Origin of the sequence: Mesorhizobium sp. B2-4-18, assembly GCF_006441385.1 — a bacterium.
Classification (GTDB): Bacteria; Pseudomonadota; Alphaproteobacteria; order Rhizobiales; family Rhizobiaceae; genus Mesorhizobium; species Mesorhizobium australicum.
In genome coordinates, this window is the sequence record NZ_VFUW01000005.1 from 287,360 (window position 1) to 306,070 (window position 18,711).

Annotated in this window: 18 protein-coding genes; 13 read left to right on the forward strand and 5 right to left on the reverse strand. The window is 63.3% G+C overall.

The features are described 5' to 3' along the window. Position 1 precedes the first annotated feature (1 nt). Together FJ527_RS14665 and FJ527_RS14670 are read left to right on the forward strand one after the other, a co-directional pair. Positions 2-703, forward strand: coding sequence for an ABC transporter ATP-binding protein (locus FJ527_RS14665; RefSeq protein ID WP_140661557.1), 702 nt, complete (start codon positions 2-4; stop codon positions 701-703). 41 nt (positions 704-744) lie between these two features. Beyond that, on the forward strand, positions 745-1,914 hold the full coding sequence (locus FJ527_RS14670) for a substrate-binding protein (RefSeq protein ID WP_140661558.1): 1,170 nt from the start codon (positions 745-747) through the stop codon (positions 1,912-1,914). A 37-nt stretch (positions 1,915-1,951) separates the two neighbouring features. Here FJ527_RS14670 and FJ527_RS14675 read toward each other — a convergent pair whose 3' ends face one another. Together FJ527_RS14675 and FJ527_RS14680 are read right to left on the reverse strand one after the other, a co-directional pair. After that, positions 1,952-3,598 carry an acetolactate synthase large subunit gene (locus FJ527_RS14675; protein WP_140823446.1) on the reverse strand — a complete coding sequence of 549 codons (1,647 nt, stop codon included), beginning with the start codon at positions 3,596-3,598 and terminating at the stop codon, positions 1,952-1,954. A gap of 94 nt (positions 3,599-3,692) precedes the next feature. After that, entirely contained in the window at positions 3,693-4,595 is a 903-nt protein-coding gene (locus FJ527_RS14680; RefSeq protein WP_140823447.1) for a LysR family transcriptional regulator, read from the reverse strand. A gap of 103 nt (positions 4,596-4,698) precedes the next feature. Between FJ527_RS14680 and FJ527_RS14685 the strand changes: the two genes are divergently transcribed. The 3 genes from FJ527_RS14685 (at position 4,699) to FJ527_RS14695 (ending at position 7,227) form a co-directional block, all read left to right on the forward strand. Next, the gene (locus tag FJ527_RS14685) at positions 4,699-5,688 is read left to right on the forward strand and encodes a zinc-dependent alcohol dehydrogenase family protein (protein ID WP_140823448.1); all 990 of its coding nucleotides are present in this window, start codon (positions 4,699-4,701) and stop codon (positions 5,686-5,688) included. Positions 5,689-5,873: 185 nt separating this feature from the next. Continuing rightward, a complete protein-coding gene (locus FJ527_RS14690; RefSeq protein WP_140823449.1) occupies positions 5,874-6,161 on the forward strand; it encodes a zf-TFIIB domain-containing protein in 288 nt (95 codons plus the stop codon). Positions 6,162-6,234: 73 nt separating this feature from the next. Next, positions 6,235-7,227: a Tim44 domain-containing protein gene (locus FJ527_RS14695; RefSeq protein ID WP_140823450.1), complete on the forward strand. Its 993-nt coding sequence runs from the start codon at positions 6,235-6,237 to the stop codon at positions 7,225-7,227. 25 nt (positions 7,228-7,252) lie between these two features. Here the strand turns inward: FJ527_RS14695 and FJ527_RS14700 are convergent, their stop codons facing one another. After that, entirely contained in the window at positions 7,253-8,350 is a 1,098-nt protein-coding gene (locus FJ527_RS14700; protein ID WP_140823451.1) for a lactonase family protein, read from the reverse strand. A 198-nt stretch (positions 8,351-8,548) separates the two neighbouring features. Here FJ527_RS14700 and FJ527_RS14705 point away from each other — a divergent pair, with 198 nt between their 5' ends. From FJ527_RS14705 to FJ527_RS14715, 3 genes are read left to right on the forward strand one after another with little or no spacing between them, the layout of a single operon-like run. Then, the gene (locus tag FJ527_RS14705; protein ID WP_140823452.1) at positions 8,549-9,100 is read left to right on the forward strand and encodes a MaoC family dehydratase; all 552 of its coding nucleotides are present in this window, start codon (positions 8,549-8,551) and stop codon (positions 9,098-9,100) included. A gap of 2 nt (positions 9,101-9,102) precedes the next feature. Then, positions 9,103-10,263: a CaiB/BaiF CoA-transferase family protein gene (locus FJ527_RS14710; protein WP_140661565.1), complete on the forward strand. Its 1,161-nt coding sequence runs from the start codon at positions 9,103-9,105 to the stop codon at positions 10,261-10,263. Continuing rightward, entirely contained in the window at positions 10,260-11,408 is a 1,149-nt protein-coding gene (locus FJ527_RS14715) for an extracellular solute-binding protein (RefSeq protein WP_181166361.1), read from the forward strand. Before FJ527_RS14710 ends, FJ527_RS14715 begins: the two co-directional genes overlap by 4 nt. Positions 11,409-11,417: 9 nt before the next feature. Here FJ527_RS14715 and FJ527_RS14720 read toward each other — a convergent pair whose 3' ends face one another. Beyond that, complete coding sequence (locus FJ527_RS14720; protein ID WP_140823453.1) at positions 11,418-12,257, reverse strand: amidohydrolase; 840 nt, start codon at positions 12,255-12,257, stop codon at positions 11,418-11,420. A gap of 64 nt (positions 12,258-12,321) precedes the next feature. Next, positions 12,322-13,107 (reverse strand): IclR family transcriptional regulator, encoded by a 786-nt coding sequence (locus FJ527_RS14725; protein ID WP_023771193.1) that lies wholly within the window; start codon positions 13,105-13,107, stop codon positions 12,322-12,324. A 169-nt stretch (positions 13,108-13,276) separates the two neighbouring features. Between FJ527_RS14725 and FJ527_RS14730 the strand changes: the two genes are divergently transcribed. The 5 genes from FJ527_RS14730 to FJ527_RS14750 all read left to right on the forward strand — a co-directional run bounded on the left by FJ527_RS14730 (position 13,277) and on the right by FJ527_RS14750 (position 18,706). Further along, entirely contained in the window at positions 13,277-14,596 is a 1,320-nt protein-coding gene (locus tag FJ527_RS14730; RefSeq protein WP_140823454.1) for a sugar ABC transporter substrate-binding protein, read from the forward strand. Between the two features lie 124 nt (positions 14,597-14,720). Beyond that, positions 14,721-15,617: a sugar ABC transporter permease gene (locus FJ527_RS14735; protein ID WP_140823455.1), complete on the forward strand. Its 897-nt coding sequence runs from the start codon at positions 14,721-14,723 to the stop codon at positions 15,615-15,617. 2 nt (positions 15,618-15,619) lie between these two features. Beyond that, positions 15,620-16,486: a carbohydrate ABC transporter permease gene (locus FJ527_RS14740; protein WP_140823456.1), complete on the forward strand. Its 867-nt coding sequence runs from the start codon at positions 15,620-15,622 to the stop codon at positions 16,484-16,486. A gap of 4 nt (positions 16,487-16,490) precedes the next feature. After that, complete coding sequence (ugpC, locus tag FJ527_RS14745; RefSeq protein ID WP_015319055.1) at positions 16,491-17,588, forward strand: sn-glycerol-3-phosphate ABC transporter ATP-binding protein UgpC; 1,098 nt, start codon at positions 16,491-16,493, stop codon at positions 17,586-17,588. A 5-nt stretch (positions 17,589-17,593) separates the two neighbouring features. Beyond that, complete coding sequence (locus FJ527_RS14750; protein ID WP_140823457.1) at positions 17,594-18,706, forward strand: mandelate racemase/muconate lactonizing enzyme family protein; 1,113 nt, start codon at positions 17,594-17,596, stop codon at positions 18,704-18,706. The last annotated feature ends 5 nt before the right edge of the window (positions 18,707-18,711 follow it).

An 18,711-nucleotide genomic window follows, 5' to 3' on the forward strand; every position in this document is an offset into this window, starting at 1 on the left:
CATGCTGCGGACACTTGCCGTGTCGGCCGGCTACGGCCTGCTCCCGGTGCTGAACGGCATCGACCTCGGCGTCGCGGCGGGCGAAGTGGTCGGCCTGCTCGGCCGCAACGGCGCCGGGAAGACAACGCTGCTGCGCGTCATCGCCGGGGGCCTGAAGGCGAGCGGCGGTGCGGTGGTTCTCGGCGACCAGGATCTCACCAACGCCCCGGCCTTCCGCCGCGCGCGGGCGGGCATCGCCCATGTGCCGCAGGGCCGCGGTATCTTCAACCAGCTGACGGTGCGGCAGAACCTGGAAGTCGGCACGCGCGCCGCCAAGGATCGTGGCGACGGCGACATTCCAGCCGACATCTTTGGCTATTTTCCCATCCTTCGCGAGCGCGAGGCGCAGACCGCCGGTACGCTCTCGGGGGGCCAGCAGCAGATGCTGGCGATAGGCCGCGCACTGTGCGGCCTGCCGTCGGTGCTGCTGCTCGACGAGCCTTCGGAAGGCATCCAGCCGAACATCGTGCAGTCGATCGCCGAGCTGGTGCCGCGCATCGCGCGCGAGCGCGGCATCGCCATCGTCCTGGTCGAGCAGAATCTCGATCTCGTCCTTAAGGCGGCGGACCGCTGCCTGGTGATGGAGAAGGGCAGGATCGTGCATGAGGGCACGCCGGAAGCATTCGCCGACGAGACCCTGCTGAAGGACCTCTTGGCTTTGTAAGGCGTGCATGGGGCGCGCCTGGACTGGAAGGGAACACAACAATGATAAACAGAAGAACTGTTCTGAAATCCGGCGGCGCCGCGGCCGCCTTCGCAATGGTCGGCGCGCCGGGAATCCTGCGCGCCGCAGACACGGTCAAGGTCGGGCTGTCGATCCCGATCACCGGGCTGCAGGCGATCCTCGGCGAGACGCTGCTCAACTGCTACAAGCTCGCCGCCGCCGAACTCAACGCCGCCAACGGCATTGGCGGGCGCCAGGTGGAGCTCTTCATCGAGGACAACCAGACCACGACCAAGGGCTCCATCGACAAGGCCCGCAAGCTCCTCAACGAGGACAAGGTCGACGTGATCATGGGAACGATCATTTCGCCCGAGCGCAGCGCCACGCTTTCCGTCACCTCGAAGGCCAAGAAGCTGTTCTTCTACCCGACCAATTTCGAGGGCGGCGAATGCAATCGCTACTTCGTCGCCACCGGACCTATCCCGATGCAGCAGGTAGACCCGATGATGCCGTGGGTGGCCGAAAACCTCGGCAAGACCATCTACATCATGGCGTCCGACTATGCCTGGCCGCAGAAAATGACCGAGGCGATCACAGCCGCCTATGAAAAGGCCGGCGGCAAGATTGTCGGCGCCGACTATTATCCGTTCGGCACCACGGATTTCGGCCCGGCCTTCCAGAAGATCAAGTCGCTGAAGCCCGACGTCGTGTGGTCGATGGTGGTCGGCAACGACGCCGTCACGCAGCTCAAGCAGTATCGCAGCTTCGACATCAAGCAGCCTCTGATCGCACCGCTCGACGAGGTCTTCAACAAGGACGCGCTGCCGCCTGGCGTCGCCGCCGGCACCTACGCGCCGCAGCCCTACTGGATGGCGCTCGACAACCCGGTCAACAAGAAGTTCATCGCGAACTTCCGCGAAAAATTCGGCCAGGAGAAGATGGTCAATGGCATCGGCGAGGCCGGCTATAACGGCCTGCATCTCTACGCGCTGGCGGCGGAGAAGGCCGGCTCGCTGAAGGACGACGATGTGCTCAAGGCGCTGCCGACGATCGAGTTCGATGCGCCACAAGGCAAGATCCGGGTCGATGCCAGCAACAACCACACACTCTGCCATTCCTATGTCGGCAAGGCGGCGGCGGACGGCATCGGCTACGAGATCGTCAAGGATTTCGGCACGATCGCGCCGGTAACGCCTTACTGCAAGCTGTAGGCATCAACCGATCCTGACGGCGGCTTTGCCGCTGCCGTCAGGGTGCCTTTGGCGCCGGCAGTCGCTCTCGCAATTCGTCGACGAGCACCCTGGTGTTTTCGGAATAGTCGATGGGCACCACGACGAGATGCACGCCGCCGCCGGCGAAGGCCTGTTCCAACGCCGGTTGCAGGTCGGCTATCGCGCCAACCCTGGTGCCCCTGGCGCCATAGGCTTCGGCGTATTTGACGAAGTCGGGATTGCCGAAGGTCATGCCGAAATCCGGGAATTCGTCGACAGCCTGCTTCCAGCGTATCATGCCATAAGCGTGGTCTTCCAGCAGCAGGATGACGAGATTGAGCTTGAGCCGGACAGCAGTCTCCAGTTCCTGGCTGTTCATCATGAAACCGCCGTCGCCGCAAATGGCCATGACACGGCGTCGGGGATAGAGCAGTGCCGCCATCATCGCCGACGGCAGGCCAGCGCCCATGGTGGCCAGCGCATTGTCGAGCAGCAGCGTGTTGGCCATGCGCGTGCGGTAGTTGCGCGCGAACCAGATCTTGTACATGCCGTTGTCCAGCGCGAGGATCCCATCCGCCGGCATCACGGCGCGCACGTCATGTACGATGCGCTGCGGCGTGAAGCGGTCTTCGGTGGCGCGCGCGGCGATGCGGCTCAAAATGCCTTCGCGCAGTGGCAGCAGGGCCTGCGCGTTGGGAATCCTGCCCTCGACGCGGTCCGCCAGCAGCGCCAGCGATGGGCCGAGGTCGCCGACGATCTCGGCCTGCGGGAAATAGACCTGCTCGACATCAGCCGTCTGGTAGCCGACATGAATGACCTTCGGCCCCTTCGCCCCCATGATGAAGGGCGGCTTCTCGACCGTGTCGTGGCCGATGGTGATGATCAGGTCGGCCTGCTCGATGGCCTCGTGCACGTAGTCGCGTTCCGAAAGAGCCGCCGTGCCCATGTAGAGTTCGGTGCCGCCGGGTACCGTGCCCTTGCCCATCTGCGTGGTAAAATAGGGAATCTGCGTTCGCAGCACGAACTGGGCGACATCGGGAGTCACCCGCGGGCGCGACGCCGCGGCGCCAAACATCAGCAGCGGACGCTTGGCCTCGATGATCATGCGGGCGGCGCGATCGAGCGCGCCAGCGCTGGCCAGGGGCAATTCGACCGGATGTGTCGGCACCAGCGCGATCGGCTCGCATTCCGCCGCCGCAATGTCTTCCGGCAATTCGAGGTGCACGGGGCCGGGGCGCTCTTCCTGGGCGACGCGGAAGGCTTCGCGCACCAGCGACGGGATCATCCTAGGCGAGACGATCTGGCGCGACAGCTTGGTCAGCGGCTTCATCGCCGCGACGATGTCGACGATCTGGAAGCGCGCCTGCCGGGACGACAGGATGCCCTTCTGGCCGGTGATCATGATCATCGGCATCGCGCCGAGCAGCGCATAGGCAGAGCCGGTGGTCAGATTGAGCGCGCCGGGGCCAAGCGTGGTGATGCACACACCCGGCTTGCCGGTGAGCCTGCCATAGGTGGCGGCCATGAAGGCCGCCGCCTGCTCGTGGCGCGTCAGGATCAGCTGGATCGACGAGCGGCGGATGGATTCGACGATGTCGAGATTTTCTTCGCCCGGAATGCCGAAAATTCGTTCGACCCCTTCATTTTCGAGGGCCGCCACGAACAGATCCGAACCCTTGGTCATCAACCGTCTCTCCTGCGATGCGCGCATTCCATAAGCCACCTTCATATGGCATCGGAATGCGACGCCTCAAAGAGCGCAAGTCGTCTGTTGGCGATCACGCCATCATTTTCGGCAAGGTGGCCGCCAATGCGTCGACGGCCAGCCGGACCTTGAGCGACAGATGCGGCGTCCGCAGCCAGAGCGCATGGCAATCGTAGGGATAGCGCGACTGGTCCGGCAACAACTCGACCAGCGTGCCGGCCTGGATGCGCTCGCGAGCCAGCCAGTAAGGCAACCACGCCAGTCCCATGCCGTCGACGGCGGCATCGGCGATGGCATCCAGATCGTCGAGCCGCAGCCGGCCGTTTGGGGTTACCTCGAGCGCAGTCTGCCCCTCGCGCGGAAATAGCCACGGCTGAACGATCATGCCGAGCCGGCGGTAGACAATCGCCTGGTGATCGGCGAGGTCCTCGATCCGCCGTGGCTCGCCATGAATTTCAAGATAGGAAGGCGCGGCACAGACGACCATGTCCTGGCGTGCAAGGCGACGCGCGATCACGCCAGCCTTATCATCCAGACCGCCGGTCCGGATGGCGAGGTCATAGCCATCCTCCGCAAGATCGGCGAAACGGTCGCTGAGCGAGAGGTCGAGTTGCAGCATTGGATATTGCCCTGCCAGCTTCAGCAGCACGGGGGTGACGCAATGGCGCCCGAAATGCGCCGGCATGGTGACGCGCAATTTTCCGCGCGGTTCCGAGAGCTGGTCGGCGGCGAGCGCATCGGCGGCTTCGGCCTCGGCCAGCACCAGGCGACACCGCTCATAATAGGCGCGGCCGAAATCGGTCAGGCTCTGGCGGCGCGTGGTCCGGTTAATCAGACGCATGCCAAGCCGCTCCTCGAGAAACCGGACATGCTTGCCGACCATCGGTCCGGATAGATCGAGCGCGGTGGCCGCCGCCGCGAACGAGCCAAGATCGACCGCCCTGACGAACACGGCCATGCTCTCGAGCCTATCCATATTCGAAACTCCTGGTTTCTACTGAACAATCCAAACAGCCGTTTATCGCACAAAGCTTTCGCGTCATAGCTCATTCAGTGTCAAATATTTTGGAGTGAGCCAAATGGCCCGTATCATTCGCTTCCACCAGCATGGCGGTCCCGAGGTCCTGCGCATCGAGGAGGTCGACCTTCCGCCACCGGGTCCGGGCGAGGTTCAGATCCGCGTCAAGGCGCTCGGCCTCAACCGCGCCGAGGCGCTGCTGCGCGCGGGCAGCTACATTGAGACACCCGTCCTGCCCTCCGGGCTTGGGCTGGAAGCGGCGGGCGTCATCGAGGCAATTGGCGAAGGCGTGATGGGGCTGGCACATGGTGACGCCGTGAGCGTCATCCCGCCGCAATCGATGGTTCGCTGGCCGGCTTACGGTGAGCTTGTCACCTTTCCCGCGGGGCTCATCGTCAAGCATCCGGCGTCCCTCGACTGGCAAACCGCGGCGGCGGTCTGGATGCCGTACCTCACCGCCTACGGCGCCCTGATCGACATCGCCAGGCTGCGCCGCGAAGAGGTCGTCGTCATCACGGCGGCTTCGAGCAGCGTCGGGCTTGCGGCGATCCAGATCGCCAACAGCGTTGGCGCGATAACGATCGCGGTGACGCGGACATCAGTGAAGAGGCAGGCTCTGCTCGACGCCGGCGCGGCGCATGTCGTGGTCCTTGAGGAAGAGGAACTTGCCGACAGACTGAGCCAGATCGCCGGGCCGCAAGGCGTGCGCGTGGTGCTGGATGCGATCGGCGGGCCGATCTTAGAGCCGCTGACGGCGGCGATGTCGCGCGGCGGCATTCTGATCGAATATGGCGGCCTCAGCAGCCAGCCGACGCCGTTCCCGTTGCCTGCGGTACTAGGCAAGACACTGACATTGCGCGGCTATCTCGTGCATGAGATCACCGGCAACCCGGAGAAGTTGGAGGCGGCCAAGGCATTCATCCTCGAAGGCCTCGCGGACGGCGCGCTCAGGCCGATCATCGACAGGATCTTTCCCTTCGACCGGATCGTCGAGGCGCATCGCTATCTCGAATCGAACGGGCAGTTCGGCAAGATCGTGGTGACTGTTTGAGCAGCAAATCGTTCTCACCGGCAACATTGCCCCTTGAAGGCTTCGCCCCGCATTCCTAACTCCCGTGTGCGGGCCGGGCCCCTCTGACTGTCGCTTTGGCGACCGTGATGTCGGACCGCTTCAACGGGCCCGTTTCCATTCGTTTCGGTTAAGCGGGCTCATTCCTTTCTGGTTAGGAGCCCCGCATGACATCTTCCCTCCTTGGCATGGTTTGCCCCTCCTGCCGCGTCGCCCTCGTGATGAGCGAACGCCAGGGGATCGAGATCGACTACTGTCCGCAGTGCCGCGGCGTCTGGCTCGATCGTGGCGAACTCGACAAGATCATCGAACGGTCCAGCAGGGACGCGTCGCCCGCGCCGCAGCCGTTTGCCCAGCCGCAACACAGCCGGGACCGCGATGGCGACTATTCCCGCTCGCATGGCCACCGCTATCCGAAGCGGAAGAAATCATTTTTCGAAGAGCTGTTCGATTGACCATGAGGCCGGTCTTTCCAAGGCCGGCCCTTTGCCGAAGACGCCCGAAACCACAGCGATAAAGGTCACCCCGATGATTTCCCGCACAAGCCGATTTGTCACCCTCTTTGCCGGCCTGTTCCTTGCATTCTCCATGGTCGCGATCGATCATGCCGAGGCGCGGCGCGGCGGCAGTTTCGGCAGCCGCGGCACACGCACGTTCCAATCGGCACCGCCGACCCGGACCGCGCCGGCGCCGACCGCTCCGGTCGAGCGTTCGATGACACCCAACACCGGCGTCAACAATGCTGCCCGGCAACCGCAGGCCGGCCTGCAGAGGCCCGGCTTCATGAGCGGCTTCGGTGGAACGATGATGCGCGGCCTGCTGATCGGCGGCCTGATCGGACTGCTCCTTGGCCAAGGTTTCGGCGGCCTCGCCGGCATGTTCGGATTCCTGCTCCAGGCCCTGCTCATCGGTGGCGCGATCATGCTGGCCATCAGGTTCTTCCGGTCGCAATCCGCGCGTGGCCCCGCGCCCGCGCTCGCCGGCATGGGCGATGCCCAAGCTTCACGGTTCGAGAACCGCGCAACGGCACAGCAGAACACGAGCAGCGCTGGCTCCTTCACAATTCCCGGGTTTGGCGGGGGATCGGGCGGAGGCTACGAAACCACCCGATCCGAAGAGATCACGCTGGCCCAGGCCGACCTTGACGCGTTCCAGCAGCTGTTGACCGATGTCCAGGAAGCGTTCGGGCGCGAAGACCATGCGGCATTGCGCCGGTCGGTCACGCCCGAAATGGTATCCTATCTCTCGGAAGAGCTGGCCGACAATGCCCGGAAAGGTCTCAGGAACGAAGTGTCCGACGTCACCCTGCTGCAGGCCGACATCGCGGAAAGCTGGCGCGAGGATGACCGCGACTACGCCACGGCGGCGTTGCGCTACGAGTCTCGCGACGTGATGCGCGAACGGGCGAGCGGCAAGGTCGTCGAGGGCGACGAAGAGCATCCGACGGAGACGACCGAGTTGTGGACGTTCACGCGCCAGAATGGCTTGACCTGGAAGCTCTCGGCCATCCAAGAGGCTTGAGCCCGGCTAGTCTGCTGGCCGGCGGTCACGCGACGATCTTGACACACATCGGCGTGCCGATCTCGATGCTGCGCCCGGTATTGGTCAGCATGCCGTTGCCGGCGTCGCGGACGAAGATCGAAATGCGGTCGGCATTCTGGTTGGCGGAGAACAGATGGCCGCCCGAAGGCGTCAGCGCCAGGTTGCGTGGCGTGGCGCCTCCGCAAGGGACATAGCCGACAAGACTTAAGCTGCCGGTCTGCTGGTCGACCGCCATGATGACGACGCTGTCGTGGCCACGGTTGCCGCCATAGACGAAACGGCCGTCCGGCGAGATCTGGATATCGGCGCAGTGATTGCTGTCGCGGGCCTCGGCCGGCACCGCCGGCTTGGTGTCGATGATCGATAGCCTGCCGGTCGCATTGTCGAGCGCCATCGACGCGACGGTCGAATCCAGCTCGTTCATGACAAAGACAAAGCGGCCGTTCGGGTGCAAGGCAATGTGACGCGGGCCGGCACCCGGAGGGAGCGCGGACTCTGCGAGCTTCACCAGACTTCCGTTCTGTCCGATCCGATAGGACACCAGCCGGTCGATGCCGAGATCGGCGACGATTGCCGTTCCACCGGCAATGGTTTCGGTGACGCTGTGGGCATGCGAGCGTTCCTGCCGCGTCGCGTTGGGGCCGGTGCCTTTGTGCGAAACGCTGGCCAATGGCGCGGACAGTGCGCCCTCCCCGTCGAAACCATACACGGCCACCGCACGGTCCGGACCACCCTCGCCCATACCGTAATTGGCGACCAGGAGTTTGGTGCCGTCGCGCGTGACGGTATTGTGCGCCGTGATGCTGCCCAGCGAAGGCTGTTTGTTCAAATAGGCGAGCGTGCCCGAGCCGCGATCGAAGCTGTAGGCCGAGACCGTGCCCTCGCGCCAGGTGAAGACTTCCGAATTGGCGTAGATGCGCGAGCCATCCGGTGTCACCGACAGGAAGGTAGGGTTGTCGACATTATTCGTCTCGGCCAGCTTTCTTGTTTGCAGCGTTTCCTCGTCGAAGCTGTAGACACCAAGGCCGACGCCTCGCGCACTCTGAAAATAAGGCGCTTCGCGGTTCAGGCTGCCGACGAAGACCAGACAGGCTTTGCGCATGTTTTCCCTCCCTGCCCGCCGGTGCTCAGTACCGTGGGACCGCCAAAATTTCGCTTGTCCTCGCTTGCAACGTAACCTCATATGTGAAAATAGTATTTACAAAAGAAGATTGACGGGAGGAGACGTCGTGCACCCAGGCGCTTTGAAGCGTGCTCGAATGGCTGGATGGGCGCTCTCGCGAGCCCGGTGGACTACGCCATGAGCGATTTCGCGCTAACCGTTGGCGTTGTCTCGACGCATCCCAGGAATATGCCCGCCGATCATGCCGCCCTCCCGGTGTGGAACGCCGAGAACTGGTTCTATGAGGACTGGCCGGTCGGCCAGAAAATCCGCTCGCTGCGTCGCACCATGGCCGAGGGCGACAGTCACCTTTTCAACGCACTGGTGCTCGACATCCATCCTTACGTGCAGGACCAGATGTTTGCCGAGAGCGAGGGCATTTTCGGCAAGCGGCTGATTGCCGGCGCGTTCGTCTTCTCGGCGGGCCTCGGGCTGGTCGCCACCAACTGCGTCAACGCTTTTTCCTATGGCTATGACAAGCTACGATTCATAAAGCCTGTCTTCATCGGCGACACGATCTATTCGATCCGTTCCAACCTCGACAAACACCCCCGCTACAAGGAGATGGGGCTGATCCGCGCCAGCTACGAGGTGTTCAAGGGCGAAGGCGAGCTCGTTCTTTATTGCGAGCATCTGCAGACGGTGAAGTACCGCAACCCTGCCGATTTCGTCGGCAAGACGGAGAAGTAGAAATGCCGGCAGCAGCCGAATTGCCGCTTGCCGGTCTCGTCGTCGTCGACATGAGCCAGTTCCTGTCTGGACCCTACTGCTCGCTCAGGCTGCTCGATCTCGGCGCCCGCGTCATCAAGATAGAGCGTCCTGACGGCGGCGACCTGTCGCGCCGGCTCTATCTCAGCGACACCGAGATCGGCGGCGATTCCACCATCTTCCATGCCATCAACCGGGCCAAGGAAAGCCTCGCCATCGATCTGAAGAACGAGGCGGACCTCAATACATTGCGCGGGCTGCTGGCCAAGACCGATGTGCTGATCCAGAATTTCCGACCGGGCGTCATCGAGCGCCTTGGGCTCGACTACGAGACCGTCCGCCAGATCAATCCGCGCCTGGTCTATGCCTCGATCAGCGGCTATGGCGAGGATGGCCCGTGGGTGAAGCGCCCGGGCCAGGATCTGCTGGCGCAGTCGCGCTCCGGCGTGATGTGGCTGAACGGCGACGAAGACCAGGGACCGGTGCCGTTCGGCCTCGCCATCGGCGACATGCTGGCGGGTGCGGCCTGCGCGCAAGGCATCCTGGCCGCACTGGTGCGGCGCGGCATCACAGGCCAGGGCAGCCATATCGAGACCAGCCTTCTGGAAGCGCTGGTCGACTTCCAGTTCGAGGTGCTGACCACGCATCTCAATGACGGGCGCCGCCTGCCCAGGCGCTCGAGCTTCCGCAGCGCGCATGCCTATCTCTCGGCGCCTTACGGAGTCTATCCGGCCAAGGACGGCTATCTCGCCATCGCCATGACGCCGATCCCCAAGTTGGCCGACCTTTTGTCGCTCGATGAATTGGCTCCCTATCGCGACAAGCCGGCATCCTGGTTCACCGCGCGCGACGATATCAAGGCAATCATCGCCCAGAGGATCGCGACCAAGACCATCGACGATTGGCTGGCCATTCTCGAACCCGCCGACATCTGGTGCGCCAAGGTGCTGACCTGGCCGGAGATGCTGGCAAGCGAGGGTTTTCAGGCCCTCGACATGCTGCAGACGGTGACGCGCGAGGACGACGTCTCGATCCTCACCACCAGTTCGCCGCTGAGGGTCGACGGTATCAGGGCCAAGGTCGACCGCGCGGCACCCCGTATCGGCGAGCACAGCGCAAAAATCCGCGAGGAGTTCGACCTGTGAGCCTCAAGCTTAGGGGTATGACCTGGAGCCATCCGCGTGGCTATGATCCCATGGTTGCCTGCTCGGCGCTATGGCGCGAGCGGACGGGAGTTGCCATCGAATGGGACAAGCGTTCGCTGCAGGATTTCGAATCCTTCCCGGTCGAGGAGTTGGCGCGCGCCTACGACCTCATCGTCATCGACCATCCGCATGTCGGCCAGATCACCGCGGAGCGCTGCCTCGAGCCTCTCGACGTCGCCGGCCGCGAGGCGGAACGCGCCGCGCTTGCGTCGGGGAGCGTTGGCCAGTCCTATCCGAGTTACACATGGCAAGACCGGCAATGGGCGTTTCCGATCGATGCGGCCAGCCAAGTGCAGGCCTGGCGGCCGGACGCGCTCGATGCGCCGGCAGCGACGTGGAGCGAAGTGCTCGATCTCGCCCGGCAAGGCCGCGTGCTGCTGCCGCTGCGACCGCCGCATTGCCTGATGACCTTCTACACGCTGGCCGGTAATCTCGGGCATCCCTGCGCGACCGATCCGTCGGGCGATCTCATCGCTGTCGAGACGGGCTGCGAAGTCTTCGAGACGATGCGTGAGATCGCCGCGCTGGTCGACCCGACGTGCTTCGACATGGACCCGATCGCCGTTTCGGAACGCATGGCCGAGGCTGGTTCCCGCATTGTCTGCGCGCCGCTGATCTATGGCTACGTCTCTTATGCGGCGTCGGGTTTTCGCGCCAACAGGTTGGCTTTTGCCGACATCCCGGCGGTCGGTTCCAATGGTCCGATCGGCTCGGCGCTCGGCGGCACAGGCATAGCGGTATCAGCCTTCTCCAAGGCTAAAGAGGCAGCGATCGATTTTGCCTATTGGGTCGCCAGCGGCGATGTCCAGCGTGGCATCTATGCCGCCGCCGGCGGCCAGCCGGGCCATGCGGCTGCCTGGGAAGACCAGACTATCAATGAAGTGGCCGGCAACTTCTATCGAGGCACGCGCGCGACGCTGGAGGGCGCCTGGGTGCGGCCGCGCCATGACGGCTACATGGCGTTCCAGCAGGCGGCGTCAGACCGCATCAATTCCGGCCTGACCTCAGGTCATCGTTCCAGCCAGGTCATTGCCGATCTCATCAGCCTGTTCCGGGCCAGTTCCCCCTCGCCTGGCGAGAGCTGAGCGAGGTCGTTATTTCAACCACCAAAGCCTGCGGGCATTGCCCGACAACAGCCTGTCACGCTCCGAAACGCTGCAACCCGAAAGCAGCGCGTGGGTCGCCGCGATCCAGGTCGAGAGACCGCCACCAAGCGTGCAGACCGGCCAGTCGCTGCCCCAGACGACGCGGTCCCAGCCGAATGAATTGATGGTGTGTTCGACGTAAGGCCGCAGCGTATCGACGGTCCAATTGGCGGCGTCGGCATAGGCGACCACGCCGGAAATCTTGGCCATCACGTTCGGGCGCCGTGCGATCTCGCTCATGTGTTCGCGCCAGGGATGCTCGGCTCCGCCCTTGATGTCGGGAACGCCGCAATGGTCGAGGACGAACTGGACGTCGGGCGCCAGTTCGGCGAGCGCGATCGCCTTGGGAATCTGATGCGGCAGCACGACGAGGTCGAAGGTCAGGCCGGTGCCGCCAAGCCGCTTGATGTTGTCACGGAACAGTGCGCCCTCCGAAAGATCGTCCGGGACGACGTGAAGGACGCGGCGGAAACCTTTGACGAAGGGGTTTGTCCGCTGGCGCTCGAGATAAGCGGCAAAGTCAGCGTCTTCGGGACGGCAGGATGCTATCGCCCCAGAGAGCATGCTGCCCGCTTGCCGCGAGAGGCCCTCGACACGGGCGGTCTCCGCCTCGATGTCGGCCGGGTCGACATCGACCTCCATGTGCAGCACGCGTTCGACACCGGCACGCTTTGCCTCCGTGGCGTATTCCTCATAGGAGAAATCGCGGTTCAGTGCCGGTACGCCGGCAAGCCAGGGGTAGCGAAGCGCCGAGCGATCGATGAGATGCAAATGGGTGTCGATGATCATGGCGGGCTCCTCCCTGTAGCTTTTTCGATCCTCTCACGGAGGAATTCTTCATTCAAATAAGAATTCAGGCCGATGAACCGACGGCCGACCCAGCGAGGTGCGACAGCTTCTCGCAGGTTGCGAGCAGCAACTCGATGGTGCGGGTGATGTCGGGTGCCGAGGGCGCGTTGACGACCGTAATGTAGGGGATCGACAGCGCCGCTATGGCCTTGCCGTCGGAACCACGCACCGGAGCGGAAAGGTTGAAGACGCCCGCGGTCTGCATGGAAGCCATCATCTCGTAGCCGCGGTCGCGGATCTGGTCGAGACGGGCGAAGAACTCGGCCGGCTGCGCGGTCTTGTCGGTGCTGCGGACGTGCTCCGAGATCATCATCTGCCGCTCTTCCGGTGAACGGAAGGCGAGCAGGACATGGCCTGAACCGGTGTCGAACAGGCTGATGTGGGAGCCGACTCGGATCGAAATCCCCCAGTAGTTCGGCGCCTCCTGCTGGCCTATCACCACGGCGGAACCGCGATCAAAAACAACGAGTTGATTGGCCTGCTGCGAGGTCTCGGCCAGTTCGCGCATCAGCGGCGTCGCATAGGAAACCAGCCGCCGCACCGGCGCGTGCAATTGTGCCAGGCCAAACAGCTTGAGCGTCAGCGAATAGCGGTCGCCATCGAGCCGCGTGACGTAGCCGCGCCGCACCAGCCGGTCCAGCATGCGGTAGAATTCATTGGGGCTGCGGTCGAGCTTCTTGGCGATTTCCGCTTGGGTCAGGCCACCGTCCACGCCCGCTAGAAGCTCAAGGATGTCGAGCCCCTTGTCGAGCGCCGGCGCGCGATAACGTTCGTCTTCGCTGTCGTCCATGGCTCATCCCTCCAGTGAATTCAACTCTTCATATACGCAGGAACGCGGCCAGGCGGAAACAAATTTCGCCTTGACGTACGGATGAATGTTTTGTTTGTATATGAATGTAGCATTTCTTGTCACGTGACGAGTTGCGGGCGCCACCGAGGCGCACCCAGGGAGGATACCAATGAACAGACTGCTTTCCGGCGTATGCGCCGGCGCATTGATGCTTGCGTCAGGCGCAGGCACCGCCCTTGCCGGCGACCTGCCCGGCAAGTTCGACGGCGTGACCGTCGACGTGAAGCTGATCGGCGGCCAGCAATATGAGAAGCTCTACGAGCGCATTCCCGAATGGGAGAAGGCGACAGGCGCCAAGGTCAACATCCTGACCAAGAAGAACGGCTTCGACATCGACAAGGAATTGAAGTCCGACATCGCCTCGGGCAGCACCAACTGGTGCGTCGGCTGGAATCATTCCTCCTTCGCGCCGCAATACACCGGCCTCTACACCGACCTCAGCAAGCTCCTGCCGAAGTCGGAGATCGACGCCTTCGTGCCGTCGACGATCAAGGCGGCAACCATCGACGGCAAGCTGGAAATGCTGCCGCGCGCGCAGTTCGACGTCTCGGCGCTCTACTACCAGAAGAGCCTGTACGAGAACGCCGACAACAAGACCAAGTTCAAGGCCAAATACGGCTATGACCTGGTGCCGCCGGACACCTGGAAGGAAGTCACCGACCAGGCTGAGTTCTTCGCCAACCCTCCCAATTTCTACGGCACGCAGTTTGCCGGCAAGGAAGAGGCGATCAATGGCCGCTTCTACGAAATGGTCGTCGCCGAGGGCGGCGAATATCTCGACAAGGACGGCAAGCCGGTCTTCAATTCCGAAGCCGGCGTCCGGGCGCTCGACTGGTTCGTCAACCTCTACAAGGCCAAGGCCGTGCCGGCCGGAACCACCAACTACCTCTGGGACGATCTCGGCCAGGGCTTTGCCTCGGGCACCGTCGCCATCAATCTGGACTGGCCGGGCTGGGCTGGCTTCTTCAACGATCCGAAATCGTCGAAAGTCGCGGGCAATGTCGGCGTCAAGGTCGCGCCGAAAGGCTCCGCCGGGGTGCGCACCGGCTGGTCGGGCTTCCATGGCTTCTCGGTGACCGAGAACTGCCCGAACAAGGAGGCAGCGGCATCGCTCGTATGGTGGCTGACCAACGAGGACAGCCAGAAGCTCGAGGCCACCGCCGGCCCGCTGCCAACGCGCACCGCGGTCTGGGATTGGGACCTGCAGCAAGCCGCCAACGACCCTTACAAGAAGGAGGTTCTGTCGGCTTTCCAGGAAGAAGCCAAGCACGCCTTCGCCGTGCCGCAGACGCCTGAGTGGATCGAGATCTCGAACGCCGTCTATCCCGAGTTGCAGGCCGCGATTCTCGGCGACAAGACCTCCAAGCAGGCACTGGACGAAGCCGCCGCCAAGGCGACGCAGATCCTGCAGGACGCTGGCAAACTGTAAGCATTGCTCCCAAGATTGCCTTCCCCATCGTGAATGGGGGAGGCGATCGCCTTTTGCCGGCGTTGCCCGTTTCATCATGTCGGGCCTCTGCCCAAATTTGAATGCCAGACACCAGAGGAGCCCGATGAAGGGCCTCAAGCCATCCGCGCCATTCCTGCTGCTGCTTCCGGCCATCGTCGTTCTGGCGGCGGTCGTCGTGGTGCCGCTGCTTCTGTCGCTCTATTCAAGCTTCACGCCGTTCCGCCTGACCAAACCCGAGACGTTCTTCGTCTTCATCGGCCTCAGGAATTACTTGTCGATCCTGGCCAACACCGATTTCTGGTGGGCATTCGGCCGTACCGTCCTGTTGCTGACGATCGCGCTCAATCTTGAAATGCTGCTTGGCCTTGGTCTCGCCATGCTGGTTGAGAAGGCGACGCGCGGCCAGCGCATCCTGCGCACGCTGATGATGTTTCCGATGATGTTCTCGCCGATCCTCGTCGGCTTCCAGTTCAAGTTCATGTTCAACGACAATATCGGCCTGGTGAACAATGCGCTGCAGTCGCTTGGCATCACCAGAGACGCCATTCCGTGGCTGATCGAGGGCCACCTCGCCTTCATCGCCATCTCGGTTGCCGAGATCTGGTCGTCGACGGCGATCTTCGCCATCCTGATCCTCGCCGGGCTGCTCGCCATGCCCAAGGAGCCGATCGAGGCGGCGCGCGTCGATGGCTGCACGCCGTGGCAGACCTTCCGCTATGTGACCTGGCCGTTCGTCATGCCCTTCGCCTACATCGCCATGACCATCCGCTCGCTCGACGTGGCGCGTGCCTATGACATCGTCAAGATCATGACCGATGGCGGCCCGGCCGGCCGCACCGAGCTTTTGTGGATTCTGGTCGCACGCACCGCCTACAGCGACGGGCGCATGGGCATGGCCAACGCCATGGCCTATTTCTCGATCCTGCTGTCGATCGCCTTCACAGTCTACTTCTTCAACAAGCTCGCCGCGGCGCGCACGCAAATCGGCGCGGAGTGGTGAAGATGGACGAGAATTCTTCCGCCCGCCTTAAGCGCAGGCTGCTTGATATCGTCTATCGCATCGGCCTGTTCCTGGCGATGCTGACCATCTGCCTGCCGGGCCTGTGGATCGTCCTGTCGTCGCTGCGGCCGACGGTCGAGATCATGGCCAAGCCGCCTGTGTGGATCCCGCAGGATATTTCGTTCGACGCCTATGTCGCGATGTTCTCAGGCATCGGCAAGGGCGGCATTCCTGTCATCGAATATTTCCGCAACTCGCTGATCATATCGGTGACTTCGACGGTGATCGCGGTCGCCATCGGCATGGCGGGCGGCTATGCCTTCGCGCGCTATCGCTTTCGCGGTAAATCGAGCGTCTTCCTCGGCCTGATGCTGACACGCACGGCGCCCGGTATCGCGCTGTCGCTGCCGCTGTTCTTCCTCTATGTGCGGCTCGGTATCATCGACACGCATTTCGGGCTGATCCTTGCCTATGTCGCGCTCAACGTGCCTTTCACCATCTGGCTGATCGACGGCTTCTTTCGCCAGGTGCCGAAGGATCTCGCCGAGGCAGCACAAATCGACGGCTGCACGCGCTGGCAGGCCTTTTGGCAGGTCGAGTTCCCGCTCGCCGGACCAGGCATCGCATCGGCCGCGATCTTCGCCTTCCTGACCTGCTGGAACGAGTTCGCGCTGGCCTCCCAACTGACCCGCTCGGTCAGCGCCAAGACGCTGCCGGTCGGCCTGCTCGACTACACGGCCGAGTTCACCATCGACTGGCGCGGCATGTGCGCGCTCGCCGTGGTGATGATCATTCCGGCGCTCACCCTCACTTTCATCGTCCAGAAGCACCTTGTCGGCGGCCTGACCTCCGGCGCGGTGAAAGGCTGATCTCATGGCAACGGTTTCCCTCAAAAAGCTGACCAAGCGCTACGGCAATATCGAGATCGTGCATGGCATCGACCTCGACATCACCGACCGCGAATTCATCGCGCTGGTCGGTCCTTCCGGCTGCGGCAAGTCGACGACGCTGCGCATGATAGCCGGGCTGGAAGAGATCAGCGCCGGTTCGATCGAGATTGGCGGGCGCGTCGTCAACGATTTGCCGCCGCGTTCGCGCAACATCTCGATGGTGTTCCAGTCCTATGCGCTCTACCCGCATATGACGGTGCGCGAAAACCTCGGCTTCTCCTTGAAGATCGCCGGCGCCGCCAAGGACGACATGGATCGCCGCGTCGCCGAGGCCTCGGCTATCCTGGGGCTCGATGCTTTGCTCGACCGTCGGCCGTCGCAACTGTCCGGCGGCCAGCGCCAGCGCGTCGCCATGGGTCGTGCCATCGTGCGCGACCCCGACGTCTTCCTGTTCGACGAGCCGCTTTCCAATCTCGATGCCAAGCTCAGAACGCAGATGCGCACCGAGATCAAGAAGCTGCACGCCAAGGTGCAATCAACGGTGATCTACGTCACCCACGACCAGGTCGAGGCGATGACGCTTGCCGACCGTATCGTCATCATGCGCGACGGACATATCGAACAGGTTGGCACCCCAGATGAAGTGTTCCGCCGGCCAGCCACGCGCTTCGTTGCCGGCTTCATCGGCTCGCCGCCGATGAACCTGCACGAAGCGAGGGTCGACGACGGCCAGCTGGTTTTCGCCAGCGGCGCCAAGCTGCCCCTGCCCGGTCAGTTCAAGGCCAATGTCGCTGGCGGCGACAAGGTCGTGTTCGGGTTGCGGCCAGACGACATCTATCCGACCGGCCATGGTATCAGCTCCGGCGGCGCGGCCGACGTGCATCAGATCGAACTGCCGATCACCGTCACCGAACCGCTCGGCAACGAGACGTTGGTGTTCGTCGAGTTCAACGGCGGTGACTGGGTGTCTCGCATGCTGAACCCCAGGCTGCTGAAGCCAGGCGAGCGCGTCGCCATGAGCCTCGACCTGTCGCAGGCGCATCTGTTTGCCGCTGAGACCGGAAAGACATTGCGGAGCTGACCGACATGGCCAAGATCGAAAAGATAGAATTGCGCATGGTCGACCTTGTGCCCAAGGTCAAACGCACCGACGCGATCCAGAGCTTCGTCAGCCAAGAGACGCCAATCGTCACCATTACCGATTCCGACGGCGCGGTCGGAACTGGTTACAGCTACACGATCGGCACCGGCGGCTCGTCGGTGATGCGGCTCCTGTCCGACCATCTGGTGCCGCGCCTGATCGGCCGCGATCCTGATATGATCGAAGCGATCTGGCACGATCTCGAATTCGCCACCCACGCCACCACGATCGGCGCCATCACGGCAATCGCCATCGCGGCGATCGACACAGCGCTCTGGGACCTCAGGGCGAAGAAACAGGGCCTGCCGCTATGGAAGCTCGCTGGCGGCGCCAAGGACCGCTGCCCGCTTTACACGACAGAAGGCGGCTGGCTGCACATCGAGACGCAGGCGCTGGTCGACGATGCGGTGGCCGCCAAGGCCAAGGGGTTTCGCGGCTCGAAAGTGAAGATCGGCAGGCCGCACGGCTCTGAGGATCTCGCGCGGCTGTCGGCGGTGCGCAAGGCAGTGGGCGACGGCTACGAGATCATGACCGACGCCAATCAGGGTTTCTCCGTCGACGAGGCGATCCGGCGTGCAGCGAGGCTTCGAGAACTCGATCTCGCCTGGATCGAGGAGCCGCTGCCGGCCGACGACATGGACGGGCATGTCAGGCTGTCGAATTCGACGCCGACGCCGATCGCCATCGGCGAGTCGCTCTATTCCGTCAGGCACTTCCGCGAATACATGCAGAAAGGCGCCTGCTCGATCGTGCAGGTCGATGTCGGCCGCATCGGCGGCATCACGCCCTGGCTCAAGATCGCCCATGCGGCGGAGGCCTTCGACATTCCAGTCTGCCCGCATTTCCTGATGGAATTGCATGTCAGCCTGACCTGCGCTGTTCAGAACGGCAGGTATGTCGAGTACATTCCGCAACTCGACCAGTTGACCGGCAAGCACATGCGCATCGAGGATGGGCATGCGCTGGCGCCCGACGAGCCCGGTATCGGCATCGATTGGGACTGGGACGCGGTCAAGGCCATGAGCATCGCCGAATTCACCACGGCGATCACGAGATAAGGAGC